Source organism: Sphingobium sp. B2 (genome assembly GCF_007693735.1).
Classification (GTDB): domain Bacteria; phylum Pseudomonadota; class Alphaproteobacteria; order Sphingomonadales; family Sphingomonadaceae; genus Sphingobium; species Sphingobium xenophagum.
Genome location: NZ_VDBZ01000003.1, coordinates 490,976 through 514,056, shown reverse-complemented (window position 1 = coordinate 514,056; position 23,081 = coordinate 490,976). Strand labels below are relative to the sequence as shown.

Annotated in this window: 21 protein-coding genes and 1 pseudogene; 10 read left to right on the top strand and 12 right to left on the bottom strand. The window is 62.1% G+C overall.

Translation table 11 applies throughout. The features are described 5' to 3' along the window. Positions 1-49: 49 nt before the first annotated feature. Entirely contained in the window at positions 50-940 is an 891-nt protein-coding gene (locus FE851_RS20810; protein WP_145206587.1) for a DUF1932 domain-containing protein, read from the bottom strand. A 64-nt stretch (positions 941-1,004) separates the two neighbouring features. After that, positions 1,005-2,153, bottom strand: coding sequence for a LysR family transcriptional regulator (locus FE851_RS20805; RefSeq protein ID WP_145206586.1), 1,149 nt, complete (start codon positions 2,151-2,153; stop codon positions 1,005-1,007). A 103-nt stretch (positions 2,154-2,256) separates the two neighbouring features. On the opposite strand from FE851_RS20805, the gene ligK reads away from it, so the two are divergent. The 4 genes and pseudogenes from ligK to FE851_RS20785 all read left to right on the top strand — a co-directional run bounded on the left by ligK (position 2,257) and on the right by FE851_RS20785 (position 5,014). Beyond that, positions 2,257-2,931, top strand: coding sequence for a 4-carboxy-4-hydroxy-2-oxoadipate aldolase/oxaloacetate decarboxylase (gene ligK, locus FE851_RS20800; protein WP_145206585.1), 675 nt, complete (start codon positions 2,257-2,259; stop codon positions 2,929-2,931). Beyond that, positions 2,924-3,859 carry a 4-oxalomesaconate tautomerase gene (locus FE851_RS20795; RefSeq protein WP_261371126.1) on the top strand — a complete coding sequence of 312 codons (936 nt, stop codon included), beginning with the start codon at positions 2,924-2,926 and terminating at the stop codon, positions 3,857-3,859. The genes ligK and FE851_RS20795 overlap by 8 nt, the downstream gene beginning before the upstream one ends. Further along, positions 3,822-4,136, top strand: a pseudogene (locus FE851_RS20790) (PrpF domain-containing protein); the annotation flags it as partial. The gene FE851_RS20795 and the pseudogene FE851_RS20790, both read left to right, overlap by 38 nt. After that, positions 4,133-5,014: an amidohydrolase family protein gene (locus FE851_RS20785; RefSeq protein WP_145206583.1), complete on the top strand. Its 882-nt coding sequence runs from the start codon at positions 4,133-4,135 to the stop codon at positions 5,012-5,014. The pseudogene FE851_RS20790 and the gene FE851_RS20785, both read left to right, overlap by 4 nt. Before the next feature lie 36 nt (positions 5,015-5,050). On the opposite strand, the gene FE851_RS20780 is transcribed toward FE851_RS20785, so the two are convergent. The 4 genes from FE851_RS20780 to FE851_RS20765 all read right to left on the bottom strand — a co-directional run bounded on the left by FE851_RS20780 (position 5,051) and on the right by FE851_RS20765 (position 8,970). Next, the gene (locus tag FE851_RS20780; RefSeq protein WP_145206582.1) at positions 5,051-7,021 is read right to left on the bottom strand and encodes a putative bifunctional diguanylate cyclase/phosphodiesterase; all 1,971 of its coding nucleotides are present in this window, start codon (positions 7,019-7,021) and stop codon (positions 5,051-5,053) included. A 219-nt stretch (positions 7,022-7,240) separates the two neighbouring features. Then, the gene (locus FE851_RS20775) at positions 7,241-7,555 is read right to left on the bottom strand and encodes a type II toxin-antitoxin system RelE/ParE family toxin (RefSeq protein ID WP_145206581.1); all 315 of its coding nucleotides are present in this window, start codon (positions 7,553-7,555) and stop codon (positions 7,241-7,243) included. A gap of 5 nt (positions 7,556-7,560) precedes the next feature. Beyond that, a complete protein-coding gene (locus tag FE851_RS20770) occupies positions 7,561-7,818 on the bottom strand; it encodes a type II toxin-antitoxin system ParD family antitoxin (protein ID WP_186378944.1) in 258 nt (85 codons plus the stop codon). 138 nt (positions 7,819-7,956) lie between these two features. Beyond that, entirely contained in the window at positions 7,957-8,970 is a 1,014-nt protein-coding gene (locus FE851_RS20765; RefSeq protein ID WP_145206580.1) for an aldo/keto reductase, read from the bottom strand. A 140-nt stretch (positions 8,971-9,110) separates the two neighbouring features. On the opposite strand from FE851_RS20765, the gene FE851_RS20760 reads away from it, so the two are divergent. Next, positions 9,111-10,013 (top strand): dienelactone hydrolase family protein, encoded by a 903-nt coding sequence (locus FE851_RS20760; RefSeq protein WP_145206579.1) that lies wholly within the window; start codon positions 9,111-9,113, stop codon positions 10,011-10,013. 61 nt (positions 10,014-10,074) lie between these two features. Here FE851_RS20760 and FE851_RS20755 read toward each other — a convergent pair whose 3' ends face one another. Both FE851_RS20755 and FE851_RS20750 read right to left on the bottom strand, forming a co-directional pair. Beyond that, the gene (locus tag FE851_RS20755; protein WP_145206578.1) at positions 10,075-10,746 is read right to left on the bottom strand and encodes an SDR family NAD(P)-dependent oxidoreductase; all 672 of its coding nucleotides are present in this window, start codon (positions 10,744-10,746) and stop codon (positions 10,075-10,077) included. Positions 10,747-10,770: 24 nt separating this feature from the next. Then, positions 10,771-12,219 (bottom strand): NAD-dependent succinate-semialdehyde dehydrogenase, encoded by a 1,449-nt coding sequence (locus tag FE851_RS20750; protein ID WP_145206577.1) that lies wholly within the window; start codon positions 12,217-12,219, stop codon positions 10,771-10,773. A 246-nt stretch (positions 12,220-12,465) separates the two neighbouring features. On the opposite strand from FE851_RS20750, the gene FE851_RS26955 reads away from it, so the two are divergent. After that, positions 12,466-13,608: a hypothetical protein gene (locus tag FE851_RS26955; protein ID WP_261371125.1), complete on the top strand. Its 1,143-nt coding sequence runs from the start codon at positions 12,466-12,468 to the stop codon at positions 13,606-13,608. Between the two features lie 533 nt (positions 13,609-14,141). On the opposite strand, the gene FE851_RS20735 is transcribed toward FE851_RS26955, so the two are convergent. The 4 genes from FE851_RS20735 to FE851_RS20720 all read right to left on the bottom strand — a co-directional run bounded on the left by FE851_RS20735 (position 14,142) and on the right by FE851_RS20720 (position 18,906). After that, a complete protein-coding gene (locus FE851_RS20735; RefSeq protein WP_145206576.1) occupies positions 14,142-15,422 on the bottom strand; it encodes a replication initiator protein A in 1,281 nt (426 codons plus the stop codon). Positions 15,423-15,502: 80 nt separating this feature from the next. Beyond that, positions 15,503-16,522 carry a ParB/RepB/Spo0J family partition protein gene (locus tag FE851_RS20730; protein ID WP_145206575.1) on the bottom strand — a complete coding sequence of 340 codons (1,020 nt, stop codon included), beginning with the start codon at positions 16,520-16,522 and terminating at the stop codon, positions 15,503-15,505. Continuing rightward, positions 16,519-17,709 carry an AAA family ATPase gene (locus tag FE851_RS20725; RefSeq protein WP_019053290.1) on the bottom strand — a complete coding sequence of 397 codons (1,191 nt, stop codon included), beginning with the start codon at positions 17,707-17,709 and terminating at the stop codon, positions 16,519-16,521. Before FE851_RS20725 ends, FE851_RS20730 begins: the two co-directional genes overlap by 4 nt. A 483-nt stretch (positions 17,710-18,192) precedes the next feature. Beyond that, on the bottom strand, positions 18,193-18,906 hold the full coding sequence (locus tag FE851_RS20720) for an arylesterase (RefSeq protein WP_145206574.1): 714 nt from the start codon (positions 18,904-18,906) through the stop codon (positions 18,193-18,195). On the opposite strand from FE851_RS20720, the gene FE851_RS20715 reads away from it, so the two are divergent. The 4 genes from FE851_RS20715 (at position 18,905) to FE851_RS20700 (ending at position 23,080) form a co-directional block, all read left to right on the top strand. Then, the gene (locus FE851_RS20715) at positions 18,905-19,606 is read left to right on the top strand and encodes an ABC transporter ATP-binding protein (RefSeq protein WP_145206573.1); all 702 of its coding nucleotides are present in this window, start codon (positions 18,905-18,907) and stop codon (positions 19,604-19,606) included. The two genes, FE851_RS20720 and FE851_RS20715, sit on opposite strands and share 2 nt — an antisense overlap. Then, entirely contained in the window at positions 19,603-22,116 is a 2,514-nt protein-coding gene (locus FE851_RS20710) for an ABC transporter permease (protein WP_145206572.1), read from the top strand. The genes FE851_RS20715 and FE851_RS20710 overlap by 4 nt, the downstream gene beginning before the upstream one ends. Positions 22,117-22,226: 110 nt before the next feature. Then, positions 22,227-22,478 carry a hypothetical protein gene (locus tag FE851_RS20705; protein WP_261371124.1) on the top strand — a complete coding sequence of 84 codons (252 nt, stop codon included), beginning with the start codon at positions 22,227-22,229 and terminating at the stop codon, positions 22,476-22,478. Beyond that, entirely contained in the window at positions 22,469-23,080 is a 612-nt protein-coding gene (locus FE851_RS20700; RefSeq protein ID WP_261371123.1) for a cupin domain-containing protein, read from the top strand. The genes FE851_RS20705 and FE851_RS20700 overlap by 10 nt, the downstream gene beginning before the upstream one ends. Position 23,081: the final 1 nt, after the last annotated feature.

Here is a 23,081-nt window from a genome sequence, read left to right as displayed (position 1 = left end):
CGGTTCGGGTGGCGGGACTGGACTCCCGCCCTGGCGGGAGCACATAAGTCTATTCCGCCGCCTCGCGCGCCACCGACGCCGAAGCAGAAATCATCCCAATCTTCGCCCCCAGACCCTCCGGGACCGTCGACGCCCGCAGAGCACCGATCGCCCGCTGCCGCTCGACCGTCCCGCGCGTCATCGCCGCGCCCGTGCCAAGCCCGTCCAGCGTCTTGACGACTTCCTCCATCTCGGCCGCGCGGCGCAGGCCATGCACCAGCATCCGGTCGAGATTATAATCGGCCCGCGCGTCCCACGGCCTCGCCTTCTCGCTTGCGTCGAGCGAGGCCAGAACCTCGTCGAGCACATCGGCCGCGTCCGCCGCCAGCACGCACTCGGCGGTCAGCGCTTCGATGCCCTTGACCATGACCGACCGGATCATCTTGATCGACGATGCCCGCCCGACGTCGGCGCCCACGACGCGAGTCCTCGCAAAACCCAGGGCCTGAAGCCCGGCCTCGGCCATCGGCGCCTTGTCGCCGCTCAGCAGCAAAGGCACGTTCAGCCGCGCCGGATCGACCGGGGCCATCACCGCGACATCGACATAATGGGCGCCCGCCGCTTCGATCGCCTGCGCCGCCGCCTGCTTGGTCTGCGGCGCCACGCTGTTCAAGTCACAGAAAATCGCGCCGGGCGCGATCAGCGCCGCCGCCGCTTCCGCCACGACAAGCGCCTGGTCCGCCGTCACCAGCGACAGGATCAGATTCACGCCGTCCAGCGCATCCTCGATAAAGTGCGCGGGCAGCACGCCCGCCTGCGCATAGGCAGCCAACATCGCTTCGCGCGTGCCCGCGGATTCGGTTTTGATGTCATAGACATGGGCAGCGGCAGCCCAGTCCCCTGCCAATGCAAAGGTGGACCCTGCTTCGCCAAACCCGATCAGACCGACTTCCTGCTCCATGAAAAGGGGGATGCCGGATTGTATGCCGAACGGCCAATCACATCCGGGGACAGGCTATAAGAATTTACGAATTTACTTCTCCGACAGCCTGTTCGATCGCTGCCATGAATTGCTGCTGCAGGCGCGTCGGTCGCCAATCGGTCCGGCTCGTCAGGCCGATGGTGCGGCTGATCTCGCCGGGCGCCGGGCCAATATCCGCCACCATTCCGCTATCCAGTTCGACCCGCAACTGATCGACCGACAAAAGGGTCAGATAGTCGCCGCTCACCAGCAATTGCCGCACCGTCATCACCGATCCGCACTCAATCGGAACCGCAGGCAAATCGCCGCCCAGCGCTGCGAACATCGCCCGCCACAACTGGCGCAGCGGCGTTCCTTCCGGCGGTAATATCCACGGAAAGCGGCGCAAGTCGTCGCCGTCCCATCCCTGCTCCAGCCTATGTCCCGCACGCGCAAAGATGGTCGGCCGATCCTCGAACAGGGGCTGCTGCACCAGATCCTGTCCAATCGTCGCATCGCGCAAGGCGCCGACCATCATGTCGATCTCGCCATCGCGCAGCGGCCCTACCAGTTCGGCATGCGACCCTTCCACGACCGAAATATCGACCTGCGGGAATTCGCGCCGGAAATTGGTGATCGCCAGCGGCAGCAGCCGCGCTCGGCTGAGCGGCATCGCGCCTACCAATATCCGTCCGCTTTCCTGGCCCCGCAGCTCGGCGATTTCCTCCAGCCCCTGCCGCAGTTCGGCCAGCGCCAGGCGCAACCGCCGTGCCAGGGCCACGCCGGCGCGGGTCAGCATCAGCCCCCGCCCCCGCCGCTCGGCCAGCCGCACCCCCAGCGCCAGCCCCAGATCGCCGCCCGCGCGGTGCAGCGACGGCTCCGCTACCCCGACAATGGCCGCCGCCGCATAGCTGCCAGCGCGCGCCAGCGCGACAAAGGCGCGGATTTGCGCCGCCGTCACCCGGCTGCTGCCGATCAGCCGCAACGCAACCTCGACGCGCGGCCTGAACCGCAACGCCACGTCGGGCGGCATCATCCCGCCAGGCCGTCGCTCGAACAGCGGTACGCCCAATTGCGCTTCCAGCTTGGCGATCCCCTGCGTCACCGCAGGCTGCGTCAGGTTGACCGCCCGCGCCGCCAGGCTGACACTGCCCTGATCGACCACGGCGGCCATCGCGGCCAGATGCCGGATATTGAACTGATCAGCCTCCATTTTTGATAATTAGCAAAATTTTATGTGCCCGCGCCATAACCGATTTGAGCATTGCGCTGCATATGTCCATGTCACTGTCGGTTTTAGGAAAAGGATCAGCGCCATGTCCGGCATCGTCGTCCAGAATATCGAACGGGCGGAGCTTTCCGTCATTGACGGCCTCGCCCACTGCGGCGTCGCCACCGTGCATGAAGCCCAGGGCCGCACTGGCCTGCTCGCCCCCCATATGCGCCCCATCTATCCCGGTGCCCGTATCGCTGGCAGCGCCGTCACCATCTCCGCGCCTCCCGGCGACAATTGGATGGTTCACGTCGCGATCGAACAATTGAAGGAAGGCGATATTCTCGTCCTCGCGCCGACCAGCCCCTGCACCGACGGCTATTTCGGCGACCTGCTCGCCACCTCCGCCCAGGCGCGCGGTTGTCGCGGCCTCATCATCGATGCCGGCGTCCGCGACCTGCGTGACCTGAAGCAGATGAATTTCCCGGTCTGGTCCAAGGCTGTCCATGCGCAGGGCACGATCAAGGCTACGCTGGGATCGGTCAATGTCCCGATCGTCTGCGCCAACGCTCTGGTCAATGCGGGCGACGTCGTGATCGCCGACGATGACGGCATCTGCATCGTCCCCCGCGCCGATGCCGCATCGGTGCTGGAAAAGGCGCAGGCGCGCGAAGCGGCCGAAGAAGCCAAGCGGATCCGCCTCGCGGCGGGTGAACTTGGCCTCGACATTTATAACATGCGTCCGCGGCTTGAAGAAATGGGCCTCAAATATGTTTGACCGCGCCCGCGTCATGTGGATGCGGGGCGGCACGTCGAAGGGCGGCTATTTCCTCGCGGACGACCTGCCCGCTGACGCCGCTGCCCGCGACGCCTTCCTGCTGCGCGCCATGGGATCGCCCGACCCGCGCCAGATCGACGGCATGGGCGGGGCCGATCCGCTGACCAGCAAGGTCGCGCTCGTCAAAAAGTCGCAGCGTGAAGGGGTCGATATCGACTATCTCTTCCTGCAGGTCTTTGTCGATCAGGCGATCGTCAGCGACGCGCAAAATTGCGGGAATATTCTGGCGGGCATTGGTCCCTTTGCCATTGAACGCGGGCTGGTCCCCGCCCAGCAGGACGAAACCCGCGTCGCCATTTTCATGGAAAATACCGGCCAGATCGCCATCGCCACGGTCCAGACGCCCGGTGGCGTCGTCCGCTATGATGGCGACGCAAGGATTGACGGCGTGCCGGGCAGCGCCGCCGCCGTCCCGCTGGAATTTCGCGACACCGCCGGCTCCTCCTGCGGCGCGCTGCTGCCCACCGGCAATGCCTTCGATACGGTCGAAGGCGTGCCGGTCACCCTGATCGACAACGGGATGCCCTGCGTCGTCATGAAGGCAAGCGATGTTGGCGTCACCGGCTATGAAGACCGCGATACGCTGGACAAGGATGCTGCGCTCAAAGCCCGGATAGAGGCGATCCGCCTGGCAGTAGGCGAACGCATGAACCTGGGCGACGTCAGGGAAAAATCGGTGCCGAAAATGATGCTCGTCGCCCCGCCCCGTAATGGCGGCGCGGTGACGGTGCGCAGCTTCATCCCCCACCGCGCCCATGCCTCCATCGGCGTTCTGGGCGCAGTCAGCGTGGCCACCGCCTGCCTGATCGAAGGGTCGCCCGCGGCCGANATCGGTGCCGAAAATGATGCTCGTCGCCCCGCCCCGTAATGGCGGCGCGGTGACGGTGCGCAGCTTCATCCCCCACCGCGCCCATGCCTCCATCGGCGTTCTGGGCGCAGTCAGCGTGGCCACCGCCTGCCTGATCGAAGGGTCGCCCGCGGCCGAGGTCGCCAGCATCCCGGACGGCAATCGCAAGACGCTGTCGGTCGAACATCCGACCGGCGAAACCACCTGCGTCATGGAACTGGACGAACGCGGTGCCGTCACCAGCGCCGCCATGCTGCGTACCGCCCGCAAGCTGATGGATGGAGATATTTTCGCATGACCGATCGCATCACCAGCTGGCACGGCAGCCCGTCCAAGCCGCTCTACACACCGCCGCCCGGCGCGATCGACGCCCATTGCCATGTATTCGGGCCGATGGCGGACTTCCCGTTCAGCGCCAAGGCGAAATATCTGCCACAGGATGCCGGGCCGGACATGCTGTTCGCCCTGCGCGACCATCTGGGTTTTGCCCGCAATGTGATCGTCCAGGCGAGTTGCCACGGTACCGACAATGCAGCGACGCTGGACGCTATCGCCAAATCCAACGGTAAAGCGCGCGGCGTCGCGGTGGTGGATCCGGCGATCTCCGACGCGGACCTTGCCGCGCTGCATGAAGGCGGGATACGCGGCATCCGCTTCAATTTCCTCAAACGCCTGGTCGATGACGCGCCCAAGGACAGGTTTCTGGAGGTTGCCCGGCGACTGCCCGCGGGCTGGCATGTCGTCATCTATTTCGAGGCGGATATTCTGGAAGAATTGCGCCCCTTCATGGACGCCATCCCCGTGCCACTGGTCATCGACCATATGGGCCGCCCGGACGTGACCCAGGGGCCCGATGGCCCGGACATGAAGGCATTTCGCGCCTTCCTCGACAGCCGCGACGACATCTGGTTCAAGGCGACCTGCCCCGACCGGCTTGACCCGACCGGCGACCCATGGAACAGCTTTGCCGACGCGGTCGCCCCGCTGGTCGCCGACTATCAGGACCGGGTGCTGTGGGGCACCGATTGGCCGCATCCCAATATGCAGGATGCCATTCCCGATGACGGCCATCTGGTCGACATGATCCCGCGCATCGCCCCCACCGCCGATCTGCAACGCAAGCTGCTGATCGATAATCCCATGCGTCTCTACTGGCCCGAAGAGATGCGCGCCTGACTGCGCATCGGGGTCAGGCACACAGCCTGATCCCGGTCAGGCAGAACGCAGGCGTGGAGCCTGCCGCGCGTCCCGATCCGCACTGGCATTATACATCGTCAGAATATCGGAGACTGGCATGGGTCTTCCGAAAAGATAGCCCTGCAACTCGTCGCATCCAGAAGCAGACAGAATAGCGGCCTGTTCTTCATGTTCGACCCCTTCCGCGACGACACGCATGTCAAGTCCGCGGGCCAGGTTGATCGCGCCCGTCACCAGCAGGGTCGCCCTTTTGTCATGGGGAAGGCCAGCAAGCAGGGATTTGTCGATCTTCACATGGCTGAACCCATAGGATCGCAGATAATGTATGCTCGTAAAACCCGTGCCAAAGTCATCGAGCGCGATCGAAATACCCATCGCCTTGAACGCCTTGATCGCACGGATGGCATTTTCCGGATGGGTCAGGAGATAGCCTTCGGTTATCTCCAGTTGCAGCCGATGGGGCGGGAATTTCGTCTGTTCCAGAACGTGGAGTATCTGCCGTTCAAATCCGGGATCGCGAAACTGCGCTGGCGATACATTCACGCTCAGCTTGACGTTGTCCCATGACAAAATATCGCGACAGGCGCGATCCAGCACGAACAGGCCAAGGGGATGAATTTGCCCCGTAAGCTCCGCAATCTCGATGACCTGTTGCGTATCGATCGGTCCGGCAGGGCGTCGTGGCCAGCGGATCAATGCCTCGACGGCGACGATCGCGCGCGTATTGGCATCGACCACCGGCTGATAGAAAACATCGAATTGCCTTTTCGCCAGTCCTTCGCCGATTTGCTGTTCAATCTCCAACCGGTGCAGCCGACCCTGTTCGAAAGCCGCATCATAGACGGCGATCTCGCCCTTGCCGGACATTTTGACATGGTACATCGCGGTGTCGGCGCGACGCAGCAATTCATGCGCGCTGACCAGATCGCCGTGTCCGGCCAGGCCAATGCTGGCGCCGACCTGCAATATATGACGGTCCACCAGGATCGGTAGCGAAACCTCTTCGTTCACCCGCTGCGCGATCTCGGCAGCGACCCCAAGGGCGCCGGGCGTCTCGATGAGAATGACAAACTCATCGCCACCGACGCGCGCCAGCATGGCAAATGGCGGGCACAGGGCGCGAAGGCGCTCGCTCAGGCTACGGATCAGGAAATCGCCGGCCTGATGCCCATGCATATCATTGATGTCCTTGAAGCCATCCAGGTCGATGAAGATGACTGCCAGTCCATCGGCCACCTGACTTTGGCGCCCTTCCACCACATCCAGTTGCGCCAGCAATTGACGTCGGTTGGGCAGTTCGCTCAGGGCATCGGTCAACGCAATCCGGCGATTTTCCTCGCTCAACTGTTCGGTTTCCGCCTGACGGCCCCGCAGGTCGCGCTCCGAACGAACAAGTTGGGAGAAATCCAGATTATAGCGATGCGTAACGACCATCATCCCCGCACCGACAAAGCCCAGGACGACTGCCTCCACGAGCATGCGACCCTCGTCTGCCCAACTGAAGAACATCACGAAGGACAAAGTGCTTACGACGGCAACACGCATCGCCGCAGCACGCAGCGACATCAGGCAAAAGACGCAGCTGACTTGCGTCAGGGCCAGAAAGAAGGTCAGATGACCACGAGCATAGGCGCTCCCGCCATCATATATCCATATGCACCATAATTCGAAGGCCAACGTCATGACCACGGCCAGCGTGCAGGTGCGTTTGATATATCCGGCTATCTGCTCGTCGGTGAAATTGTCGCCGCGCGATTGGCGCATCCACCAGATTGCCCTGGTCAAAGCAAGGGTACATATGAAAAGCGGCGTAATGGCCGTCTTGAAGATCATGTCGGGTCGAAAGAAATCGACCCAGATCGCGACCGCATTGAATATCAATATGATATAGAGAAGCGGCATCTGCTTGGAAAAAGACTGAAACTGCGCGCGCAACAGGTCTCTGTCGTCTGTGTCCAGCTTGAAAAGACCGGCAAGCGCTGCCACTGGAACCACCCTCTCTAATCGGCGCTGAGATCGCTCATGTTAAACGCGCACATTAGGGCCATGCCGTTAATAATGGATGAAATTATAGGATCATCCTACGCTGGACGATCTGCGGGATTTCAGGATTGGTGCGACAGCCCCCATTCCTCACTAACGCTTGGATGACGCGCTGATTTCTGGCCAAGCGAATAAGCCAAAGCCGAAGCTATTGTGTCACCCCTATAAGGGCTGATCCTCGCGGAAGCGATCCATCTGGTGCATCCCCTCATGGAGGATCGTGACGATCCCGACGGCACCATCGTTCAACACACGCCAATAGATATAATGATGCTCGAACCGGCAGTAATAGCCGTCCACGCCAAACTCTGCCGGGATCACCCGCCAGGCCGCGTCTCGTGTCGCAATGGCCTCGAACTGGGCGAACAAGGCGCGAATATAGCGATCGGCCTGCGCTTCACCCCATGTGTCGCGCGTATAGACATAGATTTCGTCCAACCTGCGGCCCGCCGCGTCCTGTACCCGGAATGCCGCCATCAGTGTCAGGCGCGACGATTGCGGGCGATTACCGCGTCTGCATCCAATATCTCATAACTTGCCTCCGGAGCGGCGAAGGCGCGCGCCAGCTCGGCTTTCAGCCGGGCGAAGCGATCGGCCTCTACCCGTTCCTTGTCGCGGCGGATCAGATCACGGACATATTCACTGACATTGTCATAGGCTCCGGTGTCACTGACATTGGCAGCAACAAAGTCACTCAGCGCGCCGCTTACACGTACATTAAGTGTCATCGGTTTGGACATGGCGACCCCTTCCCGTCCTCAATATAATGGATATCGAGGACGGATCAAGCAGCTTGATGGTTCGGTTCGAAGCCCCCTCCCCCTTTCCATACAGCCTGACTGTCGGGCAGGCGGGCCGGGCCATGGCGGCTCAGACCGTTATTCAAGCGGCTCACCATCCCAGGTTTCGGTATCTATCTGCGCCTGCGCCGCGCGGGGATAGCGCGGGCCGGATACAGCCTCGAAGGTGAACAGCGCATCGACCGCCGCGAGCGTCGCGGCAGGCAAGTCGATCGCCAGCGTCGCCATATCCTCGTCCAGATGGGCGGTGCTGGTGGTGCCTGGGATTGCCACGACATAAGGGCGGCGCGACAGCACCCAGCCAAGCGAGAGTTGCGCCATCGTGCAGCCAGCATTCGCAGCGATCCGGCCGAAGGCGGCAGCAAGTTGAAGATTATGGGGCAGGTGCGGCGGGTGGAAGCGCGGCATGGAGGCGCGGACATCGCCCTCCTGCACACCCTCTGGCCCCACCCCGCCAGCCAACACACCGCGCGCGACCGGTGAAAAGGCGCCAAAGCCGACGCCCAGTTCGCCGCAGGCGTCCAGCACAGCCACTTCAGCGTTGCGGCTCCAGGGCGAATATTCGGTCTGCATCGCCGCTATGGGGTGAACCGCATGAGCGCGGCGCAGCGTCATGGCGGACATTTCCGACAGGCCGATGGCACCGATCTTGCCAGCCTCGACAGCGCGCGCCAGCGCGCCGACCGACTCCTCGATCGGAACATTGGGATCGAGCCGGTGAAGATAATAGAGATCGATATGATCGACATTCAACCGGCGGAGCGAATCTTCCAGCGTGGCGGTGATGGCTTGAGGCGATCCGTCAATACCGCGCTTGCCATCCTTCCCGCCCAGCACGCATTTGCTGGCGAGGACAAAGTCGTCGCGCCGGTGCATCAGGGTACGGCCCAACAGTTCCTCATTCGCGCCAAAGCCGTAGAGCGCCGCGGTGTCGAAAAAGTCGACGCCGATGTCGAGCGCGTGGCCCAACAGCCGGTCCGCCTGGGTAGGTTCAGGCCGGGGCAGGTAGGCATGGCTCAAATTCATGCAGCCAAGGCCGATGGCCTTGACCGTGAATGGACCAATGGTGCGGGGCGACAGCGGGGCGCTCATATCGGGGCAATGTCCTGTGTCTCTTGGGGGGTGGCTCCCCATAGCGAGGCTTAGCGGCCCGAGGCTATGGGTTTTTCTTGGCTTGACCGCAAAAGACGGCGATAAACTCGTGGTATCGGGCAGAATGGAAGGACAGTGACATGACGCAGGACGCTGACAGGAAGGGCGCCACCGCCTACCCCCGCGCGGTGCTCGATTTGTTTGACGCCTATGTGCATGGCGCGATCGACCGGCGCGGCTTTGTAACCCAATGCGCCGTCCATGTCGGCAGCGCGGCGGCGGCCACGACGATGCTGGCCGCGCTCAGCCCCGATTTCGCGCGCGGACAGGTCATCAAGCCCGACGACAAGCGGATCGTCATCAGCCATGTGGACATCGCTTCACCCGCTGGCAACGGGACGGTGCGCGCCTATGTTGCGCGGCCAGCGGCAAAGACGGCCGCGAAGCTGCCCGTCGTCATTGTAGCCCATGAAAATCGCGGCCTTAACCCGCATATTGAGGATATTGCCCGGCGGCTGGCGGTCGATGGCTATATGGCGGTTGCGCCGGACGCCCTGACAACGATCGGCGGCTATCCGGGCGACGAGGACAAGGCGCGCGCTGCCTTTGCCACGCTGGACCGGACCAAGATTGGCGAGGATTTTGTCGCCGCGGCAACCCACGCACGTACCATGGCGGGCAGCAACGGCAAGATCGCGGCAGTCGGCTTCTGCTTTGGCGGTTGGATTGCCAATCTGCTGGCAACACGCCTGCCTGACCTGCGCGCGGCCGTGCCCTTCTATGGCAGCCCGCCTGCGCTGGCCGATGTGCCGAAGATCAAGGCGCAACTACTCATCCATTATGCCGGCAATGACGCGCGGACCAACGCAGCATGGCCCGATTATGAGGCGGCGTTGAAGCAGGCCGGAACGCACTACAAAGCCTATATCTACGAGGGCGCGGAGCACGGGTTCAACAATGATACGACCCCGCGTTTCGACAAGGCGGCGGCCGATCTTGCCTGGGCGCGGACTTTGGCGCTGCTCCGGCAGACAATTGGCTGAACGGAGGCTGGGGCGGTCAGTGCCTTGATCGTTTCGACCACCCCGTTGGGCGGACGCGGCGTTAGACCCTCCCCGTCACCGGGATCAGCGCGCCAGTGATCGGCATGGCGTCACTGGACAACAGGAAGGCCACCACGCCTGCAAGCTGTGCCGGGGATACCCATTTTGCGACATCAGCGTCTGGCATGTCGGCGCGATTGGCGGGCGTGTCGATGATACTGGGCAATATGGCGTTTACCCGTACGCCCTCTTCCTTCAATTCCTCGGCCAATGCTTCGGTCAGGCGCGCAACGCCGGACTTCGAGGCGGCATAGGCGCCCATGCCAACCCCGGCCTTCACCGACGCGGCTGCGCCGATATTGACGATCGCCCCGTGGGTGGCGCGCAGCATTGGCAATAACGCGCGACTTGCGATCAGTGCGGTGCGGACATTCATGGCATAGAGCCGGTCCCATGTCGCGACGCTGCCGTCTGCCACGGTTTCCCAACTGAAACCGCCTGCGATATTGACCAGGCCGTCAAGCCGCCCAAGCTCCTTTTCTATCCGAGCGGCAGCGACGCCGACCGCCGCTTCATCGGTCAGATCGACGCCGCCCAAAGCGAGCGCAACGCCATCCGATGCCACCTCGCCAAGGTCGATGCCGACAACCGTCCAACCGCCCGCAGCCAATATCTCGACTGTCTTGCTGCCCAGCGCGCCCGCTGCGCCCGTAACCGCCACTATGCCTGTCATCGCTTGGTCCCGCCCTGATTTTGCCTAGATGCCTGCCATGCACATATATTTGATCTCGACATAATCCTCGATACCATGACGCGATCCTTCGCGGCCCATGCCTGATTGCTTGATACCGCCAAATGGCGCGACTTCGGTAGAGATCAGACCCGTATTGATGCCGACCATACCGACCTCCAGCGCCTCCCCTACCCGCCAGGCACGCGCCAGATCGCGCGTGTAGAAATAGCCCGCCAGGCCGACGTCGGTGTCATTGGCCATCGCTATCGCCTCCTCTTCGGTATCGAAGGTGAAAAGCGCGGCCAGCGGTCCGAATGTCTCCTCGCTGGCCAGCGCCATGGCTGGCGTACAACCGGCAATGATGGTGGGTTCGTAGAAACTGTGGCCCAGCGGATGACGATGCCCGCCATGTACCAGTCGGGCGCCCTTGGCCAGAGCATCGGCGACATGCTCCTCCACCTTGTCGACCGCCTTGTCGTCGATCAGCGGACCCTGCGTAACGCCCGCCTCGGTGCCTGGTCCAACCTTGAGCTTGGCAACGGCATCCGCCAGCTTCCGTTCGAAGGCTGCGGACACATCGCGCTGCACGAAGAAGCGGTTGACGCACACGCAAGTCTGCCCGCTATTGCGATATTTGGACGCAATTGCCCCTTCGACCGCTGCGTCCAAATCCGCGTCATCAAAGACGATGAATGGCGCGTTGCCGCCCAGTTCCATCGACAATTTCTTCATCGTCGGCGCACATTGTCCCATCAATGTCCGGCCAACCTCGGTCGATCCGGTAAAGCTCAATTTACGCACCAGTGGATTGGCCGTCAGTTCGCCACCAATAACTCGTGACGATCCCGTAACGACATTGAAAACGCCAGGTGGCACCCCTGCCCGCTCGGCCAGAACGGCAAGCGCCAGCGCGGTCAGCGGAGTCTGGGTCGCTGGCTTCAGAACCATGGTACAGCCTGCCGCCAATGCCGGGGCGGCCTTGCGCGTGATCATGGCCGCCGGGAAGTTCCATGGCGTAATCGCAGCGACGACGCCGACGGGTTGCTTGATAACGACGATGCGACTGTCGGCCCGATGCGTCGGGATGATCTCGCCATAGATTCGTCGCCCCTCCTCCGCAAACCATTCGACGAAACTGGCGGCATACCCAATCTCGCCCTTGGCCTCCGCCAGCGCCTTGCCCTGTTCACGGGTCAGGATCATCGCCAGATCATCCTGATGTGCCGTCAGCAGGTCGAACCAGCGGCGCAGAATGCGGGAGCGTTCCGCTGCCGTCTTTGCGCGCCATGCCGGCAGCGCCGCATCCGCTGCGCAGACGGCGGCTCGGGTGTCGCTTGCGTCCAGATCGGGGATGGAGCCGATAGCCGCACCGGTCGCCGGGTCAGTCACTGGGATCGTCGGCACCCCGGTCCACATGCCGCCGATCAGGCATTGGTCACGCAATAGGAACGGATCGGCAAGAGCGATGGTCATGCTGTCAGCTTTCTGGCGAATGCCAATAGGATTGAATGATTTGGCCAGGGCCCATCATCGCGTCAACGCAGGCCATCAAGGATCGCTCCCGCGATGCCCCGGCGACGGCAGCGAGCAGATGTAGGAGCATGCTTGCTATATGGCATATATCGTTTAATATAAGTCGTCATATGACGGTTATTTAACGATTTTTTATCATACTCATATATTGAGCAAATACGCACGATGCAGCCCAGCTTTTCGTCCTTGGACCATGGATCCCGGCTCATTCTGGCCTACGCCGACGCACAAGGCGCGCTGGAACGGCTGGAGGAACGCCGCAGGCTTAGCCCGGTTCGTCGCCCCTGGAGAATTCGCACACTTATCGCTGAGCGGCAAGCGCTTGCCCGGATCGACAATAGCCCGATCGATGATCAGGCCTTCACAATCGACGGGCGCGGCGCGGTTCTCCCCTCGGCTTTCGACCTTAGCCATTGGCGGCAGGCGATCGGCGCGCCGATTACGCTCGACATGTTGCTCAATGACGGTTTGGGCGTGATGCGCTGGCTCGGCATAGTGGCGGCGAACGGGATGGATGCAGCTCCAGCTCTACGGTCCGGGCGGAGTCCAGAGGACATACTGCCAGCCATTGCCCTATGGCAGCAGGCGGCAGCCGCGCTGCCCCCCTCCCCTCCCCTGCTTCAAAGCGCGCAACTATTCCACCTTTGGCAGCGCCACGCGCCGATCGGACACGGCGATCTCGTCGCGAGCCTGCTGGTCGGCGATCGCTGGGGGCCTGTCTCTTATACACATCTAGATGTGTATAAGAGACAGCTATTCCACCTTTGGCAGCGCCACGCGCCGATCGGACACGGCGATCTCGTCGCCAGCCTGCGGGGCGGCGATCGCTGGGGGCCTGGGCGGTGGCTAGGGTCTGCCGGAGGATTGATCGCGCTGGGACTGGACAACAGTAGTGTGGCATGGCGGCAAGCATCGGGCGAACGCCTGGACATGATCTGGCTTGAGGCGATCGCTGCCGGCGCGCACGCCCATCTCGACCTGGAAACACGTCTGCGCGCCTATGCGTGGCGGGCGGCCCAGCACATCGAGCAGAGACGGCGGCCGGGACGCCTGAAGGATGTCCTGCGGCTGGCCATGACCCACCCGCGCATATCGAGCGGCTCTGTCGCCAAGGCCGTGGGTCTGACATCTGCTGGCGCAATCAAGTTGCTGGCGATTGCGGAATCGGAAGGCTTGCTGATTGAACAATCAGGTCAGGCGAGCTACCGCAGCTACGCCCTGCCGATCAACATGAAGTCGATTGCCGCCCGTCGTCCTCCTCAGGATTGGCTCATCGACGATTTTTGGTCCGACGAGCCAGAAAATACGGCCTCGCCAGAGCCTCTCTAAGAGCGATTTGGACCGCCCGATGACCCAATCTATGTCGGCGCGACAGAAGCGCTCCACGGGCCTCTAAGGGGCCATATCGCGACTTTCGTCTTTTGTTCGCATTATCGCGCGGCATTTTCCTGGGTCATTGGTCGCAACGACGCGTGTCCGAGGATGATTCTGAAAACACGTAGCGATTGGTGCGCTGGTGATGATGCGCCAAGAGGGCAGGGCGCAAGACTCGCATCTCCGGTCTATTCGACTGGGTGATATGCTTGTCATGTTGGCAACGCGAACGGCCATATCGACAAACCCGCCTGATCAACGTGTTTTCAGAATCACTCGTGCCCGCAGACCAACATCTCGTCTGACGATGGTTCTGCGGCGCGATCACACGCACCAAAGCTAACATCTACAGGGCTTTATGGAACATCACCGGCACCGATGAATGCCACAGATCGGCATGGGGACTGTCAACGCAGCCCAGTTATGTCCTCAATGCGTGATTCTGAAAACACGTCGAGGCCGTCATTGCGGTGACAGCCTGCCTGCCATCACAGACGATATTTATTGCGCCGATGATGTTCCTTAACGAAGCCGTAGAAGCGCTTCGAGTAATTGCGCGGCAGTTCCGAGGGGTTGGCACCGAGAAAGGCATCAAAGCGGCCCAGCAATTCATCATAGTCCCAGCCAGGGAAATCGGCGCGGATGGCGCTGTAGATTTCAGCATCGATCATTCGACTGGCTATAGCGCGGCCGGTCGCAGTGGATCGGCGGGGCGTAGATGATCCGATCGCACGTCGCGGTGCATCGTCTCCGCTGACCCGCATCCCCTTGGACAGACTAGAAATCATGCCCAGCGCCAGACGGGGATCGACCATATCCTCGTCATTTTCGACTGCGGGAGGAGGGGAGGGGAGGGCGTTGCGCCCCCGATTTCCAGCCCGTCCGTTCAGATGGCGCCGCATCACCATCTTCATTTTGGGCCGCGGGCCATCGCCATCGATGACCTCCAGGCTAATATCGGGCAGATCATTCACCCGTGCCAGATCAAGCAGCTTGCGCTTGAATACGGGATAGAGACTTTCGCTGCCACTCTTCTGGTGGAGCGTCTCAAAGCCGATCGTAAAGCCTTCCGCGCCATTCCCCCCGGCATGCTTGCGTGAGGCGCGATAGAGCCATTTGCCAAGGCCGCTCGTGATCTCAAAATAGAGCGGCGAAATCGATAGCACGTTGCGCTTGTCCATCACGCCATCGAAGAACCATCTGGAGAGGGTGATCTCCATACCGAGCGACCGCTGGGTGCGCTCGTCCACCAAATGGGTATAGCTGTCGATCCAGGAGAAAGTCGTCTCGCGGCTCTTGGCACTGGCCCGAATATTTGTCTTGATCGTCGTCGCCTGAAGCCTGTCGAGCGCACTGACCAACCGCTCATAGGCGCGGCCGCTCGTCCCCCAGCAAATGCGCTTGAGAAGGTCGCCTGGCTGCAACCGGATAACGGGAGACAGATCGTTAGCCCCACGTTCGCGCAACTCGTTGAGGTGGGAAGCGAGATAGATCATGATGTCCGCGTCCCAGATCGTCGCCATGCCATAGGCAGGGTTGGGAGAGACATGGACGCTGACGGATTTATCTGGACTGGTATACTCTATCGGCTTTATGCGTTTCCGCTTCGACAGGCTGAAGAAGGGCCGTTGCATCGTTTCCTGATAGTCACGCAACGAAATATCGCTGAAATCGGGCAGGGTGAAGAACATCTCGAACTGGACCTTGCGCTCCTTAAGCGCCGTCTTTAGTTCGCCCTCAATCTCCACCCTATCTGCCTCGCCCTGCATTCCCCCCAGAGGGAAAATCAATATAACATTTTGAAAAATAACGATAAAAGCTGATATTTCAGCTTTTTAATCCCATTTGCTCAGCGTCGACGCGCGCGCATGATCTTCGCCTGATCAATCACTGGCCGCAGCGCTTCCAGTATCGCATCGGTGGACAGGTCCGATGGCGTGAGCGTCAGCGTCAAAAGCTTCTGCTGGTCCTTCTCCACCTGTCCCACCGTCGCCCCGTCGGCACTGGCAATCGCGGCTTTTTGCACCCGACCCTTGGTCGTTACCGCCTTGAGCAGCCGGGCCAGCACTTCCGATCCTGCGATCGGCTGTTCGTCACCCGACCGACGAAAGCTTTGCTCCGATGCAATCTGGTCGGCCGCTGCCTCCAGCTTGCTGCGTGTGGTGGGATCACGCAGCAAAGGCAGAAGCTTCTCGGCATATTTGGCCTGCAGGTCCATCGGCGAATGAAAGGCGCTGACCAGCAAGGGGGGAATTTCGGTAAGGGCAATATAGCGGGACAATTGCGACTTGGAGATTTTGAGCCGTTCCGCCATGCGCAGCTGGACGCCGCCATAAAAGCGATCGACCGCCGCCTTATAGTTGGCACCGCGTTCGAGATCGGAAATATCCTCCCGCTCGCGATTTTCAATGTCCGCCAGACGAAAGGCCGCCTCATCGTCCAGATCCTCGATGATCGCGATCAGTTCGATGTCGGGATAATGATTGGCGTTGAGCCAGGCGATGGCCCAGTGCCGCCTTGTGCCCGTGACCAGTTCATAGGGATGGTCGCCCTGCGGCGTGCGGCGCACCACGGCAGGGATGCGATTGCCCCCCTCGGCCAGGATGGAATCGATCAGGCTGCGCAGCCGATGTTCGTCGAGCAGCGAATAATCACGCGCGTTGCCCGGCCAGATCGAACATTCAGAAGGCTTCAACCGGATCGTCGGTCGCTTGACGATCCGCGCCGCCTCGCCAAAGGCTTCGAGCCGCTTGTTGGTGAAGTTCGACCGCTGAGCCGGAGCACCTGCATCGCTCGCGACGACCGGCGCAGGTGCGGGATCGTTAAGCGAGGCGGCAAGAGCTTCGCTGATCAGGGAGCGGCGGCTCATGCCGCGACACCCACACTGGCGTTGGCGGTCAGGCTCGTCGACGGCCATTGCTGACGGATCTGCTGCTCGACCTCGGCAAAGACGGCGTCCAGATTGTCGCGGCACCGCGTATATGTCTGGTGCGAGGCGGACGGCTTGGATTCATAGATTGAGCGGAACGCTTGGGTGGCGTTCTTGATCTCCTCGGACGCCAGGATCGGCTGTCCCAGCAGCAGGCCGGCATAGGTCGCCTGCATGATCCGCCACATATCATTTTCGCCCGGCTTGCTCGGCGAGAAGGCGGAACAGACCACGCGAATGAAGCCATAATCCACTGGCGTGCCATTTTCTTCGAGTATCTCGATATTATCTGCGATCGTCTCCATGAAATGGATGGTCGAAAGATAATCGAGCTGCCGCGCTGGCACGGGGATCAGCATGCCCGTAGCTGCGGCCATGACGTTGAGGCCCAGGAAGCCCATGGCTGGAGGCGGATCGAGCAAGATGACGTCGAAATCCTTGGTCACACTGGCAATCCCGATGCGCAGCGCCTGCAGCCCTTCACGCACGGCCTGCCCGCCTTCGCGCAAGGTTGAGGTCAGATCCCATTCGGCATCCTGCAGGCCAAGGCTGGATGGCACGATCTTGATCGTCGGCCAGGGCGTGTCGCGGATCGTCTGCGAAAAATCGCTGAAGGTGCTGCGCGGCGAGAGGAAGGCGCCAAGTGTCTGTTCGTCGTCGATCAGCGTTTCGGGCTGGATGTCGAACATCGTCGTGGTTGAAGCCTGCGGATCGCAGTCGATCACCAACACGCTGTAGCCATGCAGGGCGAGATAGTCGGCGAGATGCTTGGTGATGGTGCTCTTGCCAACGCCGCCCTTGAAATTCTGCACCGCCAGCACGACCGCATCCTCGTCCGGCTGCTTGCCGACCTGTATGCCAAGTGCGGCGCGAATCTGGGTGAGATCCTCCAGCGTGTAATAGCGGCGGCCATTGGGCAATTGCTTGGGCTGGGGCAGGCGGCCTTTTGCTTCGGCCTTGGCCAGCGCTTCGGGCGTGCGACCGATCAGCTCGGCTGCGACCGTGGGGCCAAAAGTGATGTCGAGCGTCTTATGATTTTCCGGCCTGAACACGATCGTCTTGATATGATCGCGCATCTGTTGGCAGGCTGTGGTGACGTTACGCAGCGTGTTGACTGTAAACGACATGGTGCCTCGCATGGCCGAATCATGGGCCGTAAAATAGTTTGTGTTTAATGCTCCTATTTTGCCCTGAAAGTCAAACCGGCGGAGAAGGGTGCCGATGATCCCAACTTGCTGCGCTGCATCAACGCCAAACCATAACCATGATCCTGCCAGATGCTGGATGGGCTTGGTGCTACCTGATAGCCCGTGAACTTCAATCCTGTGCCGAGAGTTGTGTTAGGTAGCGAACCTGGAGCCATCCTCTCCTGCCGTGCCAAACCATCCGCTTAGAGATTTATTCTGGGATTAGCAGGGTTAGGGTCCAGGGCTCTGATGATTTTCGCTTTAATTTCCATCAGTTGGATAGGCTTGGCCAAATTCGATCGCACGTCCGATCCGGTTTGAAAACACGATGCCACGATTCTGAAATCACGTTGGACGGTCACTGATAACACGTCGGATTGTCGGTATCGATCGGGCGCTGCGACGTCATCGGCATGGATACCATCAGCCACGCAACGCATCCTCGACCATCGGTTCCAGCCTGCCCACGATGACCCCAACGCCCTTGTCATTGGGATGAATGCCGTCGGGCAGTTGCAGCGCGCGATTGCCGATGACCCCGTCCAGCATGAAGGGGTAGAGCGTTGCACCATATTTCTTCGCCAGTGCCGGGAAGATAGGATTGAATGAAGCGGCATAATCTGGCCCCATATTGGGCGAGGCTAACATGCCTGTCAGCAGCACGGGAATATCCCGCTTCTTCAGTTCAGCCAGGATCGCGTCGAGATTGTCGCGCGTGGTTTTCGGGCTCAAGCCGCGCAGCATGTCATTTCCGCCCAGTCCGACCAGCATCAGGTCGGGCTTGCGCGCGAGGCCGTCCAGCGTGAAGGCCAGCCGCGCCAGTCCCGCTGCGCTTGTATCGCCGGACACGCCGGCATTGACGACCTGCGCCTTGACGCCACGCGCGGCCAGGGCCCGCTCCAGCACCGGGGCAAGCCCCTTGCCCTGGTCCAGATTATAACCGGCATAAAGACTGTCACCAAATGCCACGATCAGCTTGGCATCGGCGGTTGGTGCCGCCGATGGCGTTGCCTGCGCGCTATTGGCGGCAGGGGGTGGGGGAGGGGCCTTGTCTGAACATGCCGAGCCCAGTTGGATAATGAGCGCCAGCGCCCCATATTGCCAATATCTGCCCGCCAAGGAGCGCTCCTTCTTCATGCACATGCCCATCGATCCGGCCACTATCGCGATCCGCGCGCATAATGTCACCCTCTCGCTTGGCACCCGCGATGCGCCGGTCGAGATTTTGAAGGGGGTCGACCTTGTTATGCTGCGTGGCGAAAGCATCGCGATCCTGGGCGCATCGGGATCGGGCAAAAGTTCGCTGATGGCCGTGCTGTGCGGGCTGGAGCGGGCCAGCGGCGGGGATGTGCATATCGGCGGGGTCGATTTCGGCGCTCTGGATGAAGATGCGCTGGCCCGCGCCCGGCGCGGTCGCATCGGCATTGTCCTGCAAAGTTTCCACCTGCTCCCGACCATGACCGCTCTTGAAAATGTCGCCGTGCCGCTGGAGCTGGCGGGCGATGCCGATGCCTTCGCCCGGGCTGCGGATGAATTGCGCGCAGTCGGCCTTGGCCACCGCCTCGACCATTATCCCGCCCAATTGTCGGGCGGTGAACAGCAGCGCGTCGCGATCGCCCGCGCCGTCGCGCCACGGCCGACCATCCTGTTCGCCGACGAACCGACCGGCAATCTCGACGCTACGACGGGCATCACCATCATGGATTTGCTGTTCGATCGGCAGCGGGCGGCTGGTGCAACCCTTGTTATCATCACGCACGATCCCTCACTGGCCGAACGGTGCGGCCGGATCGTTGAAATGCGCGATGGCCAGATCGTCTCGGATCGCACCGCATGAACGCGCTGGATTGGGCGACAAGCTGGCGCATCGCCCGGCGTGATCTTGTGGGCCGTTTCCGGGGATTGCGGCTGCTCTTTCTTTGCCTGTTCCTGGGCGTCGCCACGCTGGCCGCAATTGGCAGCCTGACCTCCGCGATCACGCAGGAATTGAGCCTGCGCGGGCAGGGATTGCTTGGCGGTGACGTGGAAATCGCCATGACACAGCGCGAAGCAGGCGAAGGCAACAAGGCGGCATTGCGTCGCTTGGGCACAATGAGCGAAACGATCCGCCTGCGCGCCATGGCGCGGGGCGACCGGCCGGACGCGCTCGCCGTTCTGACCGAACTCAAGGGCGTCGATAATGCCTATCCGCTCTACGGCACGCTGGCGTTGCGGCAGGGCGATTATCGCGCGCCGCTTGCGCCCGATCGCATATTGATCGGCCCCGCCCTTGCCGATCGGCTGAATGTCGGTCCGGGCGACCGGCTGGTCTATGGCACAGCCACTTTCACCATCGCCGCGATCATCGCTGATGAACCCGACCGGCTGGGCGAAGGCTTCACCCTTGGTCCGGTCGCGATCGTCTCGCTTGATGGATTGCGCCGTACCGGGCTAATCCAGCCGGGCAGCCTTTATGAAAGCAAATATCGTCTGCGCCTGCCCGCCGGCGTGGATGCGCAGGCCGTACGGAAGCGCCTCGAACAGCAATATCCCTCTGCTGGCTGGGAGTTCAAGGACCGCGATCGGGCGGCGCCCGGCGCCAGCCGCTTCATCATCCGCATGGGCCAATTTCTCTCGCTGATCGGCCTTGCCGCACTCGTGATCGCGGGCATCGGCGTCAGCAACGGCGTTGCCTCCTATCTCGCCCTCAAACGGCCCGGCATCGCGACGTTCAAGGTGCTGGGCGCGACGTCGCGCGATATTGCGCGCATCTACCTGCTGCAGATCGGCTGCGTCGCACTGATCGGTATCGGCTGCGGGCTTGTCGTGGGCGCTCTTCTGCCTTCCGTCATCGTCCTACTGGCCGGCGATGTGTTGCCGGTCAGTCCTGGCTTTCGGCTTCACCCTCTGCCGCTCGTCACCAGTGCCGCCTATGGCTTGCTGATCGCGTTCCTCTTCACCCTGCCGCCGCTGGCGCGCGCGCGGACCCAGCCTGCCGCATTGATCTTCCGCGGCGTCGTAGATCCGCGCCACGGCATCGATCGGCGCACTATCCTTGCCATGGCGGCGGCGGGCGCGCTGCTTGTTGCACTGGCGCTCGGCACGGCGCGTGAGCCGCTCTTTTCTGCGGCTGTCCTTGGCGCGACGGCGGCGGTGCTGCTGCTCTTGCTTGGTATCGGCTGGGGCGTGCGCCAGGTCGCCCAGCGTGCGCCGCGGCCGCGTCGGCCGTTGCTCCGGCTGGCGCTGGCCAATCTTCACCGCCCCGGCGCGCAGACTGCCGCGCTGATCGTCGCGCTTGGCCTAGCGCTCACCCTGTTCGTGACGCTGGCCGGTATCCAGACCAGCCTTGACAGCGAAATCCGCAATGTCGTGCCCAAAACAGCCCCGGCCCAGTTCGTGCTCGACATCCCCTCGGATCAGGCGGACCGTTTTCGATCCATCGTGCGCAAACAAGCCCCCGACGCTCAGTTCAACATCGTCCCCGCGCTCCGCGGCACGATTGTCGCCTATGGCGATCAGCGTATCACCGACTTGAAGGAGCTGCCCGAAGGGGCCTGGTTCCTGCGCGGCGAACGTGGCGTGACCTATAGCGCGACCCTGCCGGCGGGCAGCGAACTGGTCGCGGGCCAATGGTGGCCGCGCGACTATGACGGGCCGCCGCTCGTTTCCTTTGACGCTGAAGCGGCCAGGATATTGGGTGTTGGCCTTGGCGATACGCTGACGGTCAGCGTGCTGGGGCGCGAAATCACCGCCCGCATTGCCTCGCTGCGCAAGATCAACTGGGACACGATGGGTCTCAACTATATCCTCGTCTTTTCCCCCGGCATCGTCTCCGCCGCGCCGCACAGCCTGGCTGCGACCATCACCATGGACACGCGCAAGGATGGCGCCGTCACGCGCGATCTGCTGGCGGCCTTTCCCGGCATATCGGTGATCGCCGTGGGACAGATCATTGCGCAGGTGGGCGAGATCATGACGCAGATGTCCGCGGCGATCGTTTCAGCAGCGTCGGTCGCGATTCTGGCGGGCATAGCCGTGCTGGTCGGCGCCATCGCCGCGTCGCGACAGGCGCGCAGCTATGATAGCGTGATATTGAAGACGCTGGGCGCGACCCGCGCGCAGCTGCTGGGCGGACAGGCGCTCGAATATGGCCTGCTCGCCATCATGCTCGCGCTGGTCGCGCTGGCGGTGGGGTCCATGGCCGCCTGGTTCGTGATCGTCCGGATCTTCGAATTCAGCTGGTCGCCCGACTGGCTGGTGGTTCTGGCGACGCTGGGCGGTGGCGCGCTGCTGACGCTGGGCATCGGCCTGGCCGGGTCGATCCCGCTGCTGTCGGTGCGTCCGGCCAGCGCGCTGCGGCAGCTTTGAACGTCCCGGCAGATGCAAACGGCACCATTTGCGCGTCGCTGATGCGCGCTTGGTGCAACCTGCCGTCAGCATCACGCTAGCTTGCCGCAAATTTCTTGAGGGAAGCCAAAATGACGACCAGCCAGACCGCAACCCGCTCCTTTGTCGACCTGCGCGCCTGGGCGACGGGGGTAACCGCCCAGCCGGGGGAGGGCGAGACCTTCCTGTCTGCCCGCGCCGAACTGCCCCAGCCTGAAGGCCCCGTTTCGATAGGGCTGATCGCCCTGCCGCAAGGGAGCGGCACGGTCGCGGCAATGCCTGCCGATGAACTCGTGATCGTTGAATCGGGCAGCTGTCTCTTATACACATCTAGATGTGTATAAGAGACAGGCCCCAGCCTGAAGGCCCCGTTTCGGTAGGGCTGATCGCCCTGCCGCTAGGGAGCGGCACGGTCGCGGCAATGCCTGCCGATGAATTCGTGATCGTTGAATCGGGCAGCGTGCAGATCGATGATCGCACGCTCAACGAAGGCGACAGCATTGTCCTGTGTGAAGGCGCAACCTTTGGCTGGACTGTCGCCGCCGATGCGCGCCTGCTGTTCGTGCGCCGCACTGGCGGGTCTGCCGCCGACGGTGCGATCATCCCGATCGACACCAATGCGACGCTCGAACCGTCAGGTGCGCCGCTGGCCGAATTGCTGGTCGGGCCGACCCCGTCCTGCCGCAACTTTACCGACTACCGCTCGGCCGATGGCGAATTTGTCTGCGGCACCTGGGATTCCACCCCCTATCACCGCCGCTCCATGTTCTATCGCCATTATGAACTGATGTATCTGCTGGAAGGCAGCGTCACCTTTGTCGATGGGGCAGATGCAACCGCGACATTTGGCAAGGGCGACATTTTCCTGGTCGAACAGGGCGCTTCGTGCAGCTGGGACAGCCAGGTGCATGTCAAGAAAATATATGCGATCTACCGTCCGGCCTGAT